A 15,776-nucleotide genomic window follows, 5' to 3' on the forward strand; every position below is an offset into this window, starting at 1 on the left:
TACATTAAGTTGCAAATGATAACGATTTTCATTATCATGCATGGTGCTTGTTCACATTGAAAATTAACGGATTAAATATGAAAGCAATTTTAGTCGGATTTATTTTAATAATTTCAGGATGCTCAACATCCATAAAGTCATCTGCAAATCCTTCTGAAGGACTCCTTTACGTACCAACCCCTGCGTACCCAGCTCTTGCATATAATAGAAAGATGACAGGTGTTGTTAAGGTTCAATATGACGTAGATAGTGATGGCAGAACTTATAATGCCAAAGTTATTCAGGAGTGGCCGAAATACTATTTCTCCGAGTCCGCAATTCAGACAATAACAAACATGAAATATATTAAGAACCACCCCAGAAAGGGATTGATTTTCAAAGTCACATATACGCTATCTTCAGGTGAAGATTTAGAAAAAGAATCGAAAAAATAATATCTTAGTAACTCTAACGGAAAAGCACTTAGAGGCGCACTCGCATGAATGCGCCTTTTGATGATAACGCCAACTTTATGCCGGGGCAGTCCCTGCAACTACCGGCCCCTCAGTGGACGTAGCAGTCGCTGCCGGGGCATCTGCTGATGTTGCTTGGGCTACTTTAAGCCGCGCCTGTACTTCAGCCTCAATCGCATCAGACTTGGCCTGCGCTTTTGCCTTAATGTAATCCCGGATTTTTACCCAGCCACCCGAGATAAGGTAAAGAGCAACCCCGAGGGTTGAGAACCACAGCATTACAGTTTGAATAAAAGTCATTTAGTTTGTTCCTGTCTGGATTGTTCAATGGTACGGATGTCTGCTTTGTCCTGATTGCATTTCTCAATCACGGCCAGCAGTTGCTCGTTCAGCGTGAGGCTGTCGCTCCACGTCATCTGGTAAGGGATTTCGGGAATTACACAATCAATTAGCAGGCTGGCTGGCAACGGTACGGGTGGCACCTGCACGTATTCGGTTCGCGTGGTCCCGCAACTGCTCAACAGCAGCGGCAGGCACAGGGCGTTTAGCGCATTCATCGTCAGCAACGGCTTTCTGAATAACGACGATACGCTCCGCTGACTGCTGGTCTGTTTTCTGCTTTGCATCTGCATTCGCCTGGACAATGCTGTTGATGATCGAGACGGTCCTGAGCACATTGGCCGTCACTGTGCTGGCTTGTTTTGCTGCATTCTCGGCAGTATCAGCCCGGTCGCTGTTGCTTTTGAACTGGTAGCCAAAATAGCCACCAGCGCCGATAAGGCTGAACAGCATGATTAGAAGAACGATGACGATCCCCGCTTTAATCTCTGCTGTCATGGCTTTTTACCCTGATCCACAAGACGACCAACGATTCCGCACACAGCGACCACAGCTGTGATGGCCCCCATGTAATCGGGCGGTATATGACGCTTGAGGTCATCAGGAAGCCATACCCAGGCAGCCGGGATAGCACCGGCGAGCGCGAGGCAGTGAACAGACAACCAGCGCCATGAGCGCTTCCAGTCAGCGACTAACCTCATATCACACCACCAGAACCGATTTGGCTTTGAGAAAACGGGCGCGCCGATCATCAATACCATTCTGGCCGCCATTGATAATCTGAGTAACGCGCAGGAGGTCACCGCTGTATTTCAGGCAACCTTTGCTGGCAAAGAACCACGCAGCACTGCGGGCGGCGTATTCATCCTGCGCCAGCAGTTCGGGCTGCGATACCAGATCCACTTTCAGGCCCGTGCCACAGTTGCTGTAATTCATCAGGCCAGTGATCTGGATAAGACCACGCCCACGATAAAACCAGCCGTCTCCCGCAGCGCTGTTACCCATGCGCTTGCTGTACACCAGATTGGCAATAGCTCGCTGACGTGCCAGCGGTAATGGAGGTTCATTCAGCCGACGGCCCAAAGCGTTAGCCTGGTCCTGTGTCAGCCGCCCGGCGTTAATAAAGCCTGCCAACCCGGCAATACTGTAGTTGAAACTCTCAACCAGACTGGAGAAACCGGAACTCTCATGGCCTGCTTGTGAAATAAACATCGCCTGGTCAATCGGTGCGTTGATGCTAAATTCCTTCATGGCCGCATCAATATGCGGAAACCAGCGCGCAGCTAACCCGGCGCTTATACCAGCCGCCTGCTGAAATTGAGTCTGATTCATTGATTAAGCCTTAGGATTACCACCGAAGCGGATAGCAAGGATATTCAGGAGCAATTTTCTGAACTGCTCGACGCCGATAAAACCGATTCCGCCGCCAATTGCGATAGAAAGCGCTTTTGGTATTGAGAAGTATTCGAGGCCTGACGACGCGGTAAGCGTTAAAGCACCGCACAATAGCCCTTCCAGTAACATCTTTTTCCATCCACCGCCGCCATAAGCAATGCGCAAGCCTGCCATGACAAAGGCCAGCAGAACGGCACCAACCGGTGTGTCTCCACGCCACCAGCTATGAAGAAGCTCATACACATCCGGCCATGAATGCGGGTCATTGTTCATTTTCATGGTCTCTACCCCTGTAGGGGATTCGCTTTTAGGAATTGAGGAAATTGTGACCACAGCGAACCCGGTTAATATTCTCACTGTCACCTGAGAACCCCCTTCGTCGGCCAATGGATGAATGACTCGCAGTCACCTGCATACCAATCAGAACGTGGAAATTTCCTGTATAAAAACAGACCTTCTTCAGGAGAAATTCTGAAATTTTTAAATCGGCAGAAACGAAAAAACCAGCATCGGCGGCTGGTTTTTAAAATTGATTATTTTTGGTGAATGAAATAACTACACTCAGATTTGAAAGTATAATTAGCCCAATGACTGACACATAGATAGAACTGCTTCTCTCGTAACATTATCACCAGAAACGATGCCTAATTTCTTCCCCGAAGTTTCATAGAGATAAAGATAATCGTAGGAACCACCTTGAACGAAATAACGATGTTGTTGGACAATTAGTTTCCCCTGATATTCCCCACCAGCAACAACACATACTAAACTTCCGTCCGTAACATATTTAGTTTGATGAGTTGATATATCAAGCGAGTGAATTGCAGAAGAAGTAGCCCATGCTGCCGTTTCAAAGTAGATCGTTTTTGCATCTTGAGATAATTTAAGGTTGCTAAATCCGTAAAGTGTTTTTTTAGGATCAGCGTCTGGAGCAGAGTTAAGAAGTACCTCATCTTTTCCAGAGGAGAAATTTTTCAGCAAAATTTGGGAACCACCTTCGTAGTCCTCCGTCCCTTTTTTGCTCTCATCAGCCATGATGTAGTAAACCAACTTCCCGCCAGGCGCAGTTACATACTGCACAGGAGATAACGCTGCAAATGTTGATAATGGTGAAGCCAGTAGCGCTAACAATGTCCATGTTTTCATTTTTATTGCCTCATAAGAAGAGAGTCAAAATTATACTCTCCCGTTAATCAGCCGAAAACAACACACATAAAAAAACGCCCTACTGGCTGGTGAGGCCTCAGGGCGCTTTATTTAGTCACAGATTATGCAACTGACCGGATTCTTCGCTGATGAACAGCACACAAAAATCCTATCATTGGCGAGATATTGGGCCATTTTCGTCACAACGTCAATACAACGAATCGGACCTAATTGATTTTTTCTAAATTTTCTCGATTTCTCGTCACCTTCTGAAGCATGTCATCAGCGTGCGCTTCCTCTTTGTGGCACTGGATGATCAGCAGTTCATAGAACGGTTTAAAGCTGCGGCGCCACGTAGGCTCGCTGATAGCCATTACTGCATAACCGGCTGCGCGCCGTACCGTTTCCCCCGGAAGCCGGGCATAACCACGTCCAGAACATTTCGGGCAGTTCTTCATAACCGGTACGCCCTGTAAATCACTTTGCTCTTTATCCAGCACCTTCCCCTTTCCGTGGCAGCGACAGGCATTGCTGATTTCGCCTTTGCCGTCGCATGATTTACACAGGGCGCGCACGACTTCACGCTTTGCCTTCACCTCTTCCCAGTACGACGGGAATACGCCTTTTGTGCAACGCGCCCATTTCGGCGGCTTGCCGTCGGGATAATACGTTTTGTTAGTAAACGTCTCCGCTTCGATAAATTTTTTACCGTGACAGCAAGGACACTGCCGGGTGCTGGCCGCGCTGCGTGAATAATCCTGATATGCGAATGTTGCGAGCAATTGCACCAGGTCGCGTTTAATATCGTTTTCGAGTACGGCAATCGCCCGGTAGCGCACCGCCTGACTCAGACCAAAATCAGTAAGCATCTCCACGGCGCGGTCACTGGAAGTGATGCCGAGTTTCGACAGAAACAGCTCAAAGCCGAAGCGTGCCTGCGCTTCGGTAAGACCAAAGGATGCCATCACATCCGTTATGGTCAGGCTGTCACTGGCCGTTGCCCGTGGAGAATCGCTGAACATAGGTGATTTAGGCGCGAAAAATTTGATAGAGCTTTCCAGATTCAATGTGATTCTCCTGATATTTATTGGCGTGGTACATCAGTCAGGTATTGCTCTCGATCCGTATTTGTCCCTTCTCCCCCCAAATCTTGGTGATCCGCGCATCCCATACCGCGCTGTCGTCTCTGAACACTGCATCCATCAGCGCTTTAAACATGTTGTCCACATCAGGCTTTTGCAGATGCGGGCGACCAACTAACTCAGCCCTTTTCTTTTTGCTCCAGCTGTCAGGCATCGGTAGAACAAAAGTAATGTGACATCCGGCTGCATGCAGAGTTACGCCCCTCAGGCGAACCTCATCGCAAAACGCCCGGTAACGTAGCACCTCGGGACGTTTCTGGAATTTGTCACGCTGTGTCATACGTGGCTTTCCCAAAGGCTTAATGTCGTAAATCTGGATCAAAAGTCTCTCCTGTCATGCTTGCCACCATAGGCCGGTTTCTCGCGGGCGAGTTGCGCCGCGACAGCCTGGTCGGTGTCGATGAAATGGCCGTTACGGAATTCCTGATAAACAATGCCCTGGGCACCGTGGCGGTTTTTGCCAATGATGATTTCAGCAATGTTGGCCGCCGGGCTGTCGGGGTTGTATGCACCATCGCGATAAATAAACCAGATACCGTCGGCATCCTGCTCAATGCTGCCGCTGTCGCGCAGATCGGCATTAACCGGACGTTTGTTCGGGCGCTTTTCCACATCGCGAGAAAGCTGGCTGAGGCACATCACGGGGGTGTGCAGTCCCATTGCCATCGTCTTCAGGCCGCGAGTGATTTCGCCAATCGCCAGGTCGTTACGTTCGGCTGAGGGCTTTCTGATGAGGCCGAGATAGTCAGCCAAAATGAGCGACAGGCCTGGATAACGCTGCTTATGGCGCGTGGCTACTGCCCGGATTTGGTCAATGCTGAGGTTAGTGGCATCGACCACCCACACATCGAGGTTTGCGAGTTGTGCGATACCCATAGAGATTCGGCCCCAATCCTCGTCCTCCAGCTCCTGCGCTTTACGGAGTTTGGAAACCGATAAATTTGAAGCGTTTGCCAGCTGGCGCTCGACAATCTGCTGGCCCTGCATCTCCATGCTAAAAATAAGCACGCCCCGCTTCACCTTCTCCGTGCCGAGGGTGACAGAACGCTGAGCAATGCATTCGGCAATCTTCAGCGCCAGTTCGGTTTTACCCATACCGGGACGAGCCGCAAGGATGATCAGGTCAGTGTCATTCAGCCCACCGGTAATTTCATCGAGTTCGGGTATGCCGGTTTTTACGGTGAATGAATCTTCCGGATCACTGACGCGCTTCTCCAGATTTTCCAGGTAACCATCGAGCAGGTCACTAACACGAACCGGCTGCACTTCATCATCCGTGCGATTGATGGTCATCAGCTCACGCGTGAATGCCTGGATCTGCTCGACTGCCAGATCATGGTTTATTGCCCCGGTGATTTTGTCGTAATGCGTTTCCATCAGCCGGGCAAATCCGCTGATCATGGCCTTCTCGTTGAGGCGTTTGGCGTAGCCCTTCAGGTTGGCCGCGCTCGGAACCACTTTCACGGTTTCCATCACATCCGCAAAGATGCCCGGCTCATTGCCCATAGACTCCGCCACCAGCAGCGCGTCGATCATTTTCTTGTGCGTCGCCTGGCGCTTAATCTCGATGTACAGACGGCTGTAGAACGAGTTGGTGAACGCGGTGGATTCAACCGAGTTCAGAACGTCCAAAGCATCGGGCGTCAGGCCGGAACGCAGCAGGCAACCAATCACGCTGGCTTCGAGGTGCAGATCACTCATAGTGCACCTTCCCGGACTTTACGGAGCGTTTCGGGTTTCATCAGGTAATCGAAGTTGGCACGCCAGCCAGTGCCATCAGGGCCGCCGAAATGGAACTCACGAGCGTCAGCCATGAAAGCACTGAAATACATGCGAAACGCTTCGACAGACTTTTTCGACATATGAGCCAACAGTGCACGGATGGCATTTTCTCGATCCCGGTCAAGTTCAGCAGTGGCCAGGCGACCATCAGTGATTTCGTTCCATGCATCGACGACTGCCTCACAATCGATGTCCACCAGGTTCTTGCTCCAGATGGTGGCGTCGGCCAGATAGCCGTCAAATCGGTTCACCCGGCAGATATTTGCCGGTTTCGCAACGGCGCCATTACGGCGCTTCCACGTCAGGGAAACCCAGCGGATCACCAGTTGCAGGTCATCAACGGTGTAGGCCGCACGGGCAGAGCGTTCTGTGAGTAAAACGGCAAAAGCTTCAGCAGAGCGGCAGGCAGTGCCTGTGACCTCGTTGTAATATTCCAGGACCTGTTTTGCCTGTGAGAGAACTTCCTCCGAAAATTCCCCCTTCTGGGGGTTAGGGGGATCTGTATTTATTGTCTTTTGAATAGTGTCTTTTGTGTGTCTCCGTTTTGGTGACAACCCTGTCACTGATTCGGTGACACTATTTGTCACTGTTTCGGTGACAGTGACACCGTTTTGGTGACACTCTGGAATTTTCCAGTCAGAAAGGCACTTGTTAGGGCCAATGTTCATCCCTTCACGAAGCAGAACGCGCATGGCAATCAGCTCATTCTTAGCCTTGTTCACCTTCTGGCGTGGAAGTTTAGTCAGCTCAGAAATCTGGCTGTCAGAGATGCGGTCCAGCTTTTTGTTGAAGCCATAAGTTTTACGGCACACAGCGTGCGCTACCTTCGCCTGGTTACGCGTGAGGTTAGCGCCAATCAGCTCCTCATACAGCTCGTTAGCCAGCCGAGTGAACCCATCATCGGTATCGGCCATGCGTGACTCCACACGCTCTGTGCGAGCGGGAAAATTGATAACCTCAGCAGTGTTACTCATCCCCGGACCTCTCACGCTTCAGCTGTTTGGCCTGCTCAAGAGCATCACGGAGATGACGCCCGACGCCGGGCGCTATCTGGCGCGCAAACTCATCACGCGCCATGTCTTTATGTACAGTGTTTTCTGGTTGCGGTTTACGGCGTTTATGGCGCATAATTGACCTCGCTTTCTCAAAGCAATGAAGTACCCGGCTGTTCAGTCCTACCTGTTCAGCCTTCCTTCCCAACCTCTCGGAAATACTTTTCGAAGTACCATTTCGGCACAAAGCATTCATGCGGATAGCCAGGGCGCATGAAGATGACGCGCCATTCCTTACGGTCATAACTGACGACGCGCACAATAATGCCCCGCCTGTCGCGGTACTCCCTGTCGGTTTCAACGAACCTTTCATCCACCAGCGCCCCCGTTCTCTGCCCGGAGATGTTCGAGCATCCCGATCAGGCAACGAGCTAGATCGGCTGTCTCATCACCCTTAAAGATCACCATCCCGGATGGCTGCTGGAAATCGAGGGCAGCCAGCAAACAGCTGGCTTTCTCAATCATTCCGCCGGGGCTCTGCCAGCGGCTGACCTGCGATTTATCCACGCCGAGTTTTTTGGCAACTGCCGTCACCCCCTGGGCGGCAATACGACTGACAATTTCGCTTTCGATATCACGCGCCTTGTTGCGTGATGTTGCGGATGATTCCATTGAAAATTTCCTTACTTACTTTGATTTGGATGTGGGAATAATTCGGGTAGGTCTGGGCGAATTTGATACGCCAAAACCTCCCCACCAGTTGCTTCAACAATTGCAGGTACTTTTTCGGGTGAAACCCGCTTTTTTCCGTGTAACCAGCACCAAACATTTGGTTGGCTAACGCCGACTCGCGCCGCAAATTTCTTCTGGCTACCGACAACCTTGATTGCTCTTTCGATTGCTTCATTGATCATGTTAATAACCTAAGGTTTAACGATGCGAGGATAATAACCTTGAGAATACACAATATCAATACCCTAGGGTATTTGACTGCCAATATCCCTAGTTATATGTTTTCGGGCATGAAAAAGACGAATCTTGCAGAAAGACTACAGACGGCCATAGATGCACGTGGTCATACCCAGGTCTCATTAGCTGAGGCCGCAGGTGTCTCACAGCCAACAATCTGGAAAATCGTTACTGGTAAAACAAAGAGTTCGAAGCGACTGGTTGAAATAGCAACAGCGTTGAATGTGCGGCCAGAATGGCTACAAACCGGCCAAGGTGACATGGAGTATCCGCATGCTCAGTCTGGTGAATACCATGCTGATAAATCTGAGCGAACGAGGTCCAGCAAAGAAGCTGATGATAAACATAGGTTCGTTAATGTTTGGGATATGAATGGCATAACGCCGGATGTGGCATTGGTGCCCAACATTGTTGATAGCAGCCACGCAAGAGCTTATAAACTTAGACATCCAAGTGGCTTTAGCGAGATACCTCAAGGTTCCATCATCGTGATCGATACCGAAGAGAAGCCAGGCAACGAGGATTATGTTTTTGTGGAACTAAATGGCGTTCAGTCCGTTTATAAATTCATATCAAAAGGTGGTTCTGGTTATCTCGATAGCGGTGATACACGCATCCCTCTGTTATCGGTGACAGAAGAAACTAAAATAATTGGCGTCATAGTTTTCCTTTCCCGTTTCTTCAGATAGAAAATTTTTTCCAAGCCCTGTCGTGGATAAATGAACACAGGGCTTACCATTTTGTAGTTTCCCGCCCCATCCCGATAAATACCCATAACCATTTAATCACCTGATTCACAATGTTTTTTCACACCCCAAACCTCCAACACTGTTTATATATACAGTAAAGATTATGCTTCGATCAAGAAAAGATCAAGAAAAATAACCCTCCTATGTTTTCCCTTCCCCGAAAAACCCAAAATTATTTTTTTCTCTCCTTCAATCATCAGTTTAAACCCAAAGTTATACATTTTATACCCTAAGGTATTGACCATCAAAATAACCAAGGGTATATTTCATTCCACAGCACGACGCAGCCCACCGCAGAAAGCTGATCGCTCTTTAACAATTCGGCAAGCGCTTCTGTATCAAGGCAGACAGTACGCAGCGCGCTCACTCCCTGCGACATCATGGACGGTGCTACAGGCGAGGCAAGACATACGCCAGCATAGTGAGCAAAGCAGAGGGTACAACTTATACAGATGCGTTTTTCAACCAAAGAGGAGATAAAACAATGAAGTAGCAAAGCGGATAGACCGCTTATGCCCACCCTAACGGGTGACGCATCGTGAAGACGGCGTATTACGGTCTGGCTCCCACGGCGACGTAGTGAGGGAGAGGAAGTCTTAAGGCATCACTAAGTAGCCGGTTAGCGCCCGGTTAACGCGTAAGTAGCTTTAATGACGAATGGCAGCCCGGAGTACCGCAGCAGCATATTGGGCTTAAAAGTAAAGGCGGTGGATAAGCCGGGCATCATCCCGGCACACAACGGAGAGAGCGCTGAGAGGTGCATGACAGATGACGCCTCGTGCCTGGTTAGCCAGTGCTCTCCCCGTTGTGGTGAATTGCAGTCCATCGAGGCAACCAGAAGATCAGCACCTGGCGCCACAACCCCATAAATGCTGTGTGTAGTTGTTAGCCCCCGCATCGGGGGCATTTTTTTGACTTTTTCCCAGCAAGCCGAGGTAACTCACATGCAAATCATTCCCAAGCTGACGAGCCAGCGCCTCGCTGAGCTGCCGTCTGGCACGCCGATCCGCATCGGTAATCAGAAAGTCATTTTCGACCACTGCACGATTGAGCCGGACTACAAAGGGCACGACGAAACCTTTGTTCACTATATCGACGGCGCCGGCCAGCAGCGCAGGCATATGGAATTCACGGTACTCCAGTCCGGAACCGAATTCACCGAATCAGAGCTGTGTGATTACTGTGGGCGTTTCCGTCACCCTGGCGATACAAAACTTGCAGTCATCCGCTTCTGGAACCGCACCGAAGAGCGCAATTTCTGCAATGACAGGGAATGTGCCCGGCTTTATCAGCAAACAATACGTGTCCCGGCAGCGCGTCCGGGCAAAACCCGGAGACGTGCATCATGAACCCTGTGGAACGCCTGCAATTCAAATATCGCCTGACCGGCGCTGATTTCCACCCACGCCGTCGCACTTGGCTGATTCCTCTTACTCTGGCCGCGCTTGTCGTGGCGGGGATGTGTGCCGGATGGATGTAACCATTATCCCCACAGAAATCGCCCTGAAAGAGGCGATGCATTCCCTGACGCTCGACACGATTTTAACCATCTGCGAGCAGAACCAGATTACCCCGGCGGAACTGGTGACGCTGGCCCACAGGCTGGCGCAGCGCGAAGCGAACGCCGACGATTCAACGTTGAGGATATTGCATGAAAAGGTCTATCAGTGAGCTTAAAGCCTACATTCTTAGTCGCTGCATTTTATCTGAGGGCGGTTGCCTGGAATGGCAGGGGTCACTTACCGCTGATGGCTACGGGCATGTTCGTTCAGGCAAGGTAACGCTAAAAACTCACAGAGTGATAATTAATGCCGCACCGAACGCCAATGTTCTACATTCCTGCGATAACCCACGCTGCTGCAATATCAAACACTTATCAATTGGCGATCATAAAGCAAACATGATCGATCGTTCCCGAAAATGCAGAACGGTCAACATGCATGGCTTGCAGAAACTTACTGAGGAAGATGTTCGCGAAATAAGGGCAAGCACTGAAACTCATCGGACTATCGGCATCAGATACGGGCTGTCAAGAACAGCTATCACTAACATCAAATTAGGCACCCGTTATGCTTGGGTGAAATGAATCCATGACAATTATCCGCATTATAGATACGGAAACCACCAGCTTTGAGGGTGGTATCTGTGAGCTGGCGAGCATCGACATCGTTGATGGCCAGTTGTGCAACCCGATGAGCAACTTTGTTAAACCACCAGAGCCAATCACAGTTGGCGCGATGGCTGTACACCACATCACAGATGCAATGGTGGCCGACGCGCCGCCGATTGCTGATGTGATTGACCGCTATCTGGGTGCCGACGTTTATGTTGCGCACAACGCCGCGTTTGACCGCCCAAAGCTGCCACAAATCACAGCACCGTGGATCTGCACGCTGAAATTAGCGCGCAAGCTGTACCCGGAGCTTGAGAGCCATTCTAACCAGTACCTGCGCTACCACTTCATGCTCGATGTTGATGTGCCGGAAGGATTACACGCCCACCGCGCCTTGTATGACTGCTACGTAACGGCGGCGCTCCTGATTCGTCTGAACCGGGATGTGCAGCTGACTATTTCTCAGATGCGTGATATTTCCTCACGCCCTTCCCTGCTACACACCATGCGTTTTGGCAAGCACAAAGGCAAAACCTTCGAAGAGATTGCCGCCAAAGACCAGGGTTATCTGCGCTGGGCGCTGGCGAATATGGACCTCGATGAGGATCAGAAATTCACCATGCAACATTACCTGGAGGGCTGATATGGGCATTCCGGTCCTTATTCTGGGTGACTCAGGTTCTGGCAAGTCAGCCAGTTTAATGCACCTGAACCCCGATCACGGTTTCCTTGTTAACCCTGAAAACAAGCGTCTTCCCTTCAAATCCAGTGGCTGGAAGCCTCGCGACTTCACTGCCAAAACCGGCAACGTCTTCTTTACCGATGTGCCGAACGACATCGTCACGATCATCAACTTCGCCCGGCGCGCCGGTAAACGGTTCGTGGTGGTTGACGACTTTCAATATGTGATGGGCAACCAGTTCATGCGGCGCCGCAGTGAAAAGTCGTTCGAGAAATTCACCGAGATCGGCGGCGGAGCCTGGGACGTTATACGCGCAGCCCAGGCAGCGGAGGATGACCTGATTGTTTACTTCCTCGCACATACCGAAGAGACGGCCGCCGGCCGCATCAAAATGAAGACCATCGGCAAGATGCTGGATGAAAAAATCACCGTAGAGGGCATGTTCAGTATCGCGCTGCGCACCGGCGTGACAGATGGCCGCTACTACTTCACAACCCAATCCGACGGCACCGACCCGGTGAAATCGCCGATTGGCCTCTTTGAACAGTTCCAGATCGACAACGACCTGAACGCCGTCGATGCGGCGATCCGGGATTATTACGAACTTAATGACGGAGTAACCGCATAATGCAGCAACCAATTTTCACTTTTGACGCTGAATCAGCGAAAGCAGCAGGACCGGGCGGCGCATCTGAAACCGGGGCCTATATCGGCACCATCCGCACCGCGCTGTTCACCAACGGTCAGGATTCTCAGTCGCAGTCACTCGAGCTATCTCTCGATGCTGATGTGGGTTCAATCAACTATTTGCGTGTTTCCTACATCGGGCGTGACGGTAACCCGCTGAAGGGCGGTACAGCCATGATTAACGCCATCATGGGCCTCACCAACACGAAACAGCTTTTCTCCACTGAGGTTATGGGTGAACAAGGTCTCGAATATCACTGTAAGGATCTGGAAGGTAAGCCAATCGGGTTTGTTTTGCAGAAGGTTCTCTACACCAAATCGGATGGCCGCGACGGGTACCGTTTTGAAATTCGCCAGGCATTCGGCACCAAAACACGCAAAACCTACAAAGAGGCGATGGAAAACACACCCGCTGAAGCCGTTGATAAGTTACTGGCAAATCTGAGCGACCGTGACGAACGCCAGCAGCAACCACAGGGAGCAATGGGTGGTATCAGCGGTAATCAGCAGCGTTCCATGCTGGGAGGCCAGCAACAGACGCAGTCGCGGCTGGCTCAGAACTCAGGCGGTCGAAATAACCAGCAGCAGGCACCGCAACAAGACTTCGACGACGACATTCCCTTCTGAGGTGTGAATTTTGTAAACCGGTCATCATAACCGCCTCGACTGAGGTGGTTTTTGTTTCATCAACCATCAGCTGCCGAGGCAACTATGGACGAAACCTACACGTCACTCGCAACCGAAGCCGTTGCCCTTGAGCACAGCGGCGAATTCTTCAGAGCATCACAGGTATGGCGCCAGGCCAAAAAGAGAGCCTCAGGTGCCAACGTCAACTGGTCAAAACACCGCGCCCTTTTCTGCCTGGGTGCGTTTAAGCGCAGCAAACAGGGAGAGGAATAAATGTCCTGGATCACCACGCAGTCTGGCAAGCACTTCGATTTTCTCAACATGTCGCCAGATGCCATCTGCATCGATGACATCGCCTGTGCGCTATCGAATCTCTGCCGCTTCACCGGCCACGTTCAGGACTTCTACAGCGTGGCGCAGCACTCGGTTCACGTCAGCTATCTGGTGCCGCCCGAATTCGCGCTGGAAGCGTTGCTGCACGACGCGGCAGAGGCTTATTGCAACGACATTTCATCACCGCTAAAGCAACTGTTGCCGGATTACCGCCGCATCATCAAATCAGTCGAAGAGGTCATCGCTGCCAAGTTTGGTTTTCCGGAGGTAATGAGCATAGAGGTCATCCGGGCAGATTTGACAATGCTGGCAACTGAACGCCGGGATTTAGATTTGAACGATGGCGATTACTGGCAGATCCCGAATGACATCGAACCGGCATCTTTCCTGTTGTCCCCGCTCAATCCCCGCCAAGCTCGCGTGCTGTTCCTGCAACGCTATAACGACCTGAAAGGAGGTAATCATGGCTAAACAGCGTGCACGCGGGATCTCCATCGAATCGAACGCGATTATGTGGATGCATCGCAGGGACTTCACTGGGACCGTCATCAAGTTTGATGAGGGCGACTATTACGGCAATTTCAGCCGCTGCGCCGCGCGCGTGGTGACGAGAAAGCGGGGGCACTGATGCCTAAACAAGTTGAATTATCAAATGCTGCTCTGGTTTTCACTGACGCCGCCACCGGTCAGGGTTACATCCGCAAACTGAATGAGTTCGAGGCAAATCTGGTTGCAGCACAACTTACCGCGCTGGACAGTGGCGAACTCAATGCGCGACCAGTTCATCCGGTACAGATACACCTCATGGCTGCTGAAGAAATCATCTTGGCGAACGCCATTGAGGTTGCTGATCAGAAGCGTAAGGGTGATGACCATGCGTGAGCGCGGAATGATTTTCAACGCCGACATGGTTCGGGCAGTTCTGAACGGCAGCAAGACGCAGACACGCCGGATTATCAAGGTGCAGCCGGAATCAAACCAGTTTGGGCTGTCTCGCGTCAAGGCTTCAACTAAACGCAGCGATATCGGCAAACACTACTGGTCTGAATCGAACGCCACCGGCCATCACATCCGCTCAGAGATGTTTGCTTGCCCTTTCGGTGCAGTAGGTGATCACCTGTGGGTGCGTGAGGCGTGGATGCCTGACGCTCCGCGTGATGGTACTTGGGCTGATGTGGAGTTCTACGGCTGCAAAGGCTCACCGCTAAGCATGATACCTAAGCGCTACCGCAAGCCTGAGCATTGTATTCACCGCGCATCTTGGGAAGGTAGCGAAATGGTTGGCTGGACTCCATCCATCCACATGCCGCGCTGGGCTTCCCGCATAACGCTGGAGATTACCGGCGTTCGTGTGGAGCGGTTGAATAGTATCAGCGAGCAAGACGCATTGGCTGAAGGTATTCGTCGTAGAGACAGCACACCAGTAACTGATCCAGCCTACTGCAATTACTTGGCGGCCAATTTGAATGACGTTCAAGAATGGTTTGACCGTCCCAGCGACAGCTTCATAAGCCTATGGCAGTCAATTTACGGTGCTGAAAGTTGGCAGCATAGCCCGTGGGTGTGGGTCATTGAGTTTAAACGCGTGGAGGTGGATCGTGCCTGATAAATTCTCATTCAATCTGGCAGTGCGCAAAATCGCTCGCGAGCGGAAATGGACCATCAAAAAAACCGCGTGGTTCTGCGGTGTCTCGACCAGCACGTTGCGCCAGCTGATGAACAGCAAACACACCTACATCAGCACGATCGAAAAGTATGCAGCCAAGTTCAATATGTCCACCATTGGGTTTATTCAGAAGGGGCAATGTGAATGGTGATCACCAAAGAACAGCGCCAGACGCTTATCGACCGCAACAACGCAATAATCGAAATGTGCAGTAATGGAACCATCAGCGAAGTCGATCAGCTTGATATTCAAAATGCCCGCATCGCCCTGGCTGCGCTGGAAGCTGAGCCTATCGGGTATCACAGAGAAGACGCGCGGGAAGCTTTCAGGGTTCTACCATATGACGACGGCGTATATAAGATTGCTGTATATGCTGTGCAACCAGTTCCAGTTTTGCACCTCCCCTCGCCAATCACCGAGGAGGATGGCTACCGCCTCAACACATCCTGGCACGCTGGCGCTATATTCCGCGACGGCGCTAACTGGATGTTGGAACAGGCCAAACAGATGCAGCCGCCACTGGCGATCCGCCTTCCTGATACCAGTTCTAAAGCCTTTTGGCACGGTTCAGGGAAAACAGAGGTGTTTCTTCCTGAGGCTTATAAACGCTGGGTGAAAGAGGCGATTGAGCGAGATTGCACTGTTGCCCGAGTAAATGTGGAGGTGAAGTAACCATGCTGATCGGCTTCGTCCTCATTATCG

General features: G+C 51.1%; 31 protein-coding genes. 16 read left to right on the forward strand and 15 right to left on the reverse strand.

Annotated features, from left to right (window positions below; genetic code table 11):
* The first annotated feature begins 77 nt into the window (after nucleotides 1-77).
* Nucleotides 78-434 carry a TonB family protein gene (locus AC6I8T_RS12460; RefSeq protein WP_497833935.1) on the forward strand — a complete coding sequence of 119 codons (357 nt, stop codon included), beginning with the start codon at nucleotides 78-80 and terminating at the stop codon, nucleotides 432-434.
* 75 nt (nucleotides 435-509) lie between these two features.
* Here AC6I8T_RS12460 and AC6I8T_RS12465 read toward each other — a convergent pair whose 3' ends face one another.
* From AC6I8T_RS12465 to AC6I8T_RS12535, 15 genes are all read right to left on the reverse strand, one after another.
* The gene (locus AC6I8T_RS12465; protein WP_497833936.1) at nucleotides 510-752 is read right to left on the reverse strand and encodes a DUF1378 family protein; all 243 of its coding nucleotides are present in this window, start codon (nucleotides 750-752) and stop codon (nucleotides 510-512) included.
* Nucleotides 749-1,009, reverse strand: coding sequence for an Rz1-like lysis system protein LysC (gene lysC / locus AC6I8T_RS12470; protein WP_497833937.1), 261 nt, complete (start codon nucleotides 1,007-1,009; stop codon nucleotides 749-751). The genes AC6I8T_RS12465 and lysC overlap by 4 nt, the downstream gene beginning before the upstream one ends.
* Nucleotides 897-1,289, reverse strand: coding sequence for a DUF2570 family protein (locus tag AC6I8T_RS12475; protein ID WP_497833938.1), 393 nt, complete (start codon nucleotides 1,287-1,289; stop codon nucleotides 897-899). The genes lysC and AC6I8T_RS12475 overlap by 113 nt, the downstream gene beginning before the upstream one ends.
* Entirely contained in the window at nucleotides 1,286-1,564 is a 279-nt protein-coding gene (locus AC6I8T_RS12480; protein ID WP_497833939.1) for a DUF7940 domain-containing protein, read from the reverse strand. The genes AC6I8T_RS12475 and AC6I8T_RS12480 overlap by 4 nt, the downstream gene beginning before the upstream one ends.
* A complete protein-coding gene (locus AC6I8T_RS12485; RefSeq protein ID WP_497833940.1) occupies nucleotides 1,494-2,123 on the reverse strand; it encodes a glycoside hydrolase family 19 protein in 630 nt (209 codons plus the stop codon). The genes AC6I8T_RS12480 and AC6I8T_RS12485 overlap by 71 nt, the downstream gene beginning before the upstream one ends.
* A gap of 3 nt (nucleotides 2,124-2,126) precedes the next feature.
* A complete protein-coding gene (locus AC6I8T_RS12490) occupies nucleotides 2,127-2,465 on the reverse strand; it encodes a phage holin, lambda family (protein WP_497833941.1) in 339 nt (112 codons plus the stop codon).
* 300 nt (nucleotides 2,466-2,765) lie between these two features.
* Complete coding sequence (locus AC6I8T_RS12495; RefSeq protein ID WP_497833942.1) at nucleotides 2,766-3,332, reverse strand: hypothetical protein; 567 nt, start codon at nucleotides 3,330-3,332, stop codon at nucleotides 2,766-2,768.
* A gap of 227 nt (nucleotides 3,333-3,559) precedes the next feature.
* Nucleotides 3,560-4,399 carry an antitermination protein Q gene (locus AC6I8T_RS12500; protein ID WP_497833943.1) on the reverse strand — a complete coding sequence of 280 codons (840 nt, stop codon included), beginning with the start codon at nucleotides 4,397-4,399 and terminating at the stop codon, nucleotides 3,560-3,562.
* A gap of 37 nt (nucleotides 4,400-4,436) precedes the next feature.
* Complete coding sequence (locus AC6I8T_RS12505) at nucleotides 4,437-4,793, reverse strand: RusA family crossover junction endodeoxyribonuclease (RefSeq protein WP_497834302.1); 357 nt, start codon at nucleotides 4,791-4,793, stop codon at nucleotides 4,437-4,439.
* The gene (locus AC6I8T_RS12510) at nucleotides 4,793-6,175 is read right to left on the reverse strand and encodes a replicative DNA helicase (RefSeq protein WP_497833944.1); all 1,383 of its coding nucleotides are present in this window, start codon (nucleotides 6,173-6,175) and stop codon (nucleotides 4,793-4,795) included. Before AC6I8T_RS12510 ends, AC6I8T_RS12505 begins: the two co-directional genes overlap by 1 nt.
* The gene (locus AC6I8T_RS12515; protein ID WP_497833945.1) at nucleotides 6,172-7,170 is read right to left on the reverse strand and encodes a replication protein; all 999 of its coding nucleotides are present in this window, start codon (nucleotides 7,168-7,170) and stop codon (nucleotides 6,172-6,174) included. Before AC6I8T_RS12515 ends, AC6I8T_RS12510 begins: the two co-directional genes overlap by 4 nt.
* Nucleotides 7,171-7,222: 52 nt before the next feature.
* Nucleotides 7,223-7,384, reverse strand: a complete 162-nt coding sequence (locus tag AC6I8T_RS12520) for a hypothetical protein (RefSeq protein ID WP_497833946.1) — start codon at nucleotides 7,382-7,384, stop codon at nucleotides 7,223-7,225.
* Between the two features lie 55 nt (nucleotides 7,385-7,439).
* The gene (locus AC6I8T_RS12525; protein WP_497833947.1) at nucleotides 7,440-7,625 is read right to left on the reverse strand and encodes a DUF4222 domain-containing protein; all 186 of its coding nucleotides are present in this window, start codon (nucleotides 7,623-7,625) and stop codon (nucleotides 7,440-7,442) included.
* A complete protein-coding gene (locus tag AC6I8T_RS12530; RefSeq protein ID WP_497833948.1) occupies nucleotides 7,618-7,920 on the reverse strand; it encodes a CII family transcriptional regulator in 303 nt (100 codons plus the stop codon). The genes AC6I8T_RS12525 and AC6I8T_RS12530 overlap by 8 nt, the downstream gene beginning before the upstream one ends.
* Nucleotides 7,921-7,931: 11 nt before the next feature.
* The gene (locus AC6I8T_RS12535) at nucleotides 7,932-8,162 is read right to left on the reverse strand and encodes a transcriptional regulator (protein ID WP_497833949.1); all 231 of its coding nucleotides are present in this window, start codon (nucleotides 8,160-8,162) and stop codon (nucleotides 7,932-7,934) included.
* A 39-nt stretch (nucleotides 8,163-8,201) separates the two neighbouring features.
* Here AC6I8T_RS12535 and AC6I8T_RS12540 point away from each other — a divergent pair, with 39 nt between their 5' ends.
* The 15 genes from AC6I8T_RS12540 to AC6I8T_RS12610 all read left to right on the forward strand — a co-directional run bounded on the left by AC6I8T_RS12540 (nucleotide 8,202) and on the right by AC6I8T_RS12610 (nucleotide 15,746).
* Complete coding sequence (locus AC6I8T_RS12540; protein WP_497833950.1) at nucleotides 8,202-8,906, forward strand: helix-turn-helix domain-containing protein; 705 nt, start codon at nucleotides 8,202-8,204, stop codon at nucleotides 8,904-8,906.
* Nucleotides 8,907-9,910: 1,004 nt separating this feature from the next.
* Complete coding sequence (locus AC6I8T_RS12545) at nucleotides 9,911-10,315, forward strand: hypothetical protein (protein WP_497833951.1); 405 nt, start codon at nucleotides 9,911-9,913, stop codon at nucleotides 10,313-10,315.
* Nucleotides 10,312-10,446: a hypothetical protein gene (locus AC6I8T_RS12550; RefSeq protein ID WP_497833952.1), complete on the forward strand. Its 135-nt coding sequence runs from the start codon at nucleotides 10,312-10,314 to the stop codon at nucleotides 10,444-10,446. Before AC6I8T_RS12545 ends, AC6I8T_RS12550 begins: the two co-directional genes overlap by 4 nt.
* Nucleotides 10,437-10,637 carry a hypothetical protein gene (locus AC6I8T_RS12555; RefSeq protein ID WP_497833953.1) on the forward strand — a complete coding sequence of 67 codons (201 nt, stop codon included), beginning with the start codon at nucleotides 10,437-10,439 and terminating at the stop codon, nucleotides 10,635-10,637. Before AC6I8T_RS12550 ends, AC6I8T_RS12555 begins: the two co-directional genes overlap by 10 nt.
* Nucleotides 10,618-11,052 carry a hypothetical protein gene (locus tag AC6I8T_RS12560; RefSeq protein WP_497833954.1) on the forward strand — a complete coding sequence of 145 codons (435 nt, stop codon included), beginning with the start codon at nucleotides 10,618-10,620 and terminating at the stop codon, nucleotides 11,050-11,052. Before AC6I8T_RS12555 ends, AC6I8T_RS12560 begins: the two co-directional genes overlap by 20 nt.
* 4 nt (nucleotides 11,053-11,056) lie before the next feature.
* Nucleotides 11,057-11,722: an exodeoxyribonuclease X gene (gene exoX, locus AC6I8T_RS12565; protein WP_497833955.1), complete on the forward strand. Its 666-nt coding sequence runs from the start codon at nucleotides 11,057-11,059 to the stop codon at nucleotides 11,720-11,722.
* 1 nt (nucleotide 11,723) lies between these two features.
* The gene (locus AC6I8T_RS12570; protein WP_497833956.1) at nucleotides 11,724-12,389 is read left to right on the forward strand and encodes an ATP-binding protein; all 666 of its coding nucleotides are present in this window, start codon (nucleotides 11,724-11,726) and stop codon (nucleotides 12,387-12,389) included.
* Entirely contained in the window at nucleotides 12,389-13,075 is a 687-nt protein-coding gene (locus AC6I8T_RS12575; protein WP_497833957.1) for a hypothetical protein, read from the forward strand. The genes AC6I8T_RS12570 and AC6I8T_RS12575 overlap by 1 nt, the downstream gene beginning before the upstream one ends.
* Before the next feature lie 84 nt (nucleotides 13,076-13,159).
* Nucleotides 13,160-13,348: an ANR family transcriptional regulator gene (locus AC6I8T_RS12580; RefSeq protein ID WP_497833958.1), complete on the forward strand. Its 189-nt coding sequence runs from the start codon at nucleotides 13,160-13,162 to the stop codon at nucleotides 13,346-13,348.
* Nucleotides 13,349-13,879 (forward strand): HD family hydrolase, encoded by a 531-nt coding sequence (locus AC6I8T_RS12585; RefSeq protein ID WP_497833959.1) that lies wholly within the window; start codon nucleotides 13,349-13,351, stop codon nucleotides 13,877-13,879. It begins immediately after the preceding gene.
* Entirely contained in the window at nucleotides 13,872-14,036 is a 165-nt protein-coding gene (locus tag AC6I8T_RS12590) for a hypothetical protein (protein WP_497833960.1), read from the forward strand. Before AC6I8T_RS12585 ends, AC6I8T_RS12590 begins: the two co-directional genes overlap by 8 nt.
* A complete protein-coding gene (locus AC6I8T_RS12595) occupies nucleotides 14,036-14,290 on the forward strand; it encodes a hypothetical protein (protein ID WP_497833961.1) in 255 nt (84 codons plus the stop codon). The genes AC6I8T_RS12590 and AC6I8T_RS12595 overlap by 1 nt, the downstream gene beginning before the upstream one ends.
* On the forward strand, nucleotides 14,283-15,014 hold the full coding sequence (locus AC6I8T_RS12600; RefSeq protein ID WP_497833962.1) for a hypothetical protein: 732 nt from the start codon (nucleotides 14,283-14,285) through the stop codon (nucleotides 15,012-15,014). Before AC6I8T_RS12595 ends, AC6I8T_RS12600 begins: the two co-directional genes overlap by 8 nt.
* Entirely contained in the window at nucleotides 15,007-15,225 is a 219-nt protein-coding gene (locus AC6I8T_RS12605) for a helix-turn-helix domain-containing protein (protein ID WP_013509325.1), read from the forward strand. Before AC6I8T_RS12600 ends, AC6I8T_RS12605 begins: the two co-directional genes overlap by 8 nt.
* Nucleotides 15,219-15,746 (forward strand): hypothetical protein, encoded by a 528-nt coding sequence (locus tag AC6I8T_RS12610; protein ID WP_497833963.1) that lies wholly within the window; start codon nucleotides 15,219-15,221, stop codon nucleotides 15,744-15,746. The genes AC6I8T_RS12605 and AC6I8T_RS12610 overlap by 7 nt, the downstream gene beginning before the upstream one ends.
* Nucleotides 15,747-15,776 lie beyond the last annotated feature (30 nt).

This window comes from Pantoea sp. X-Soil-OKNW-556 (assembly GCF_059730695.1).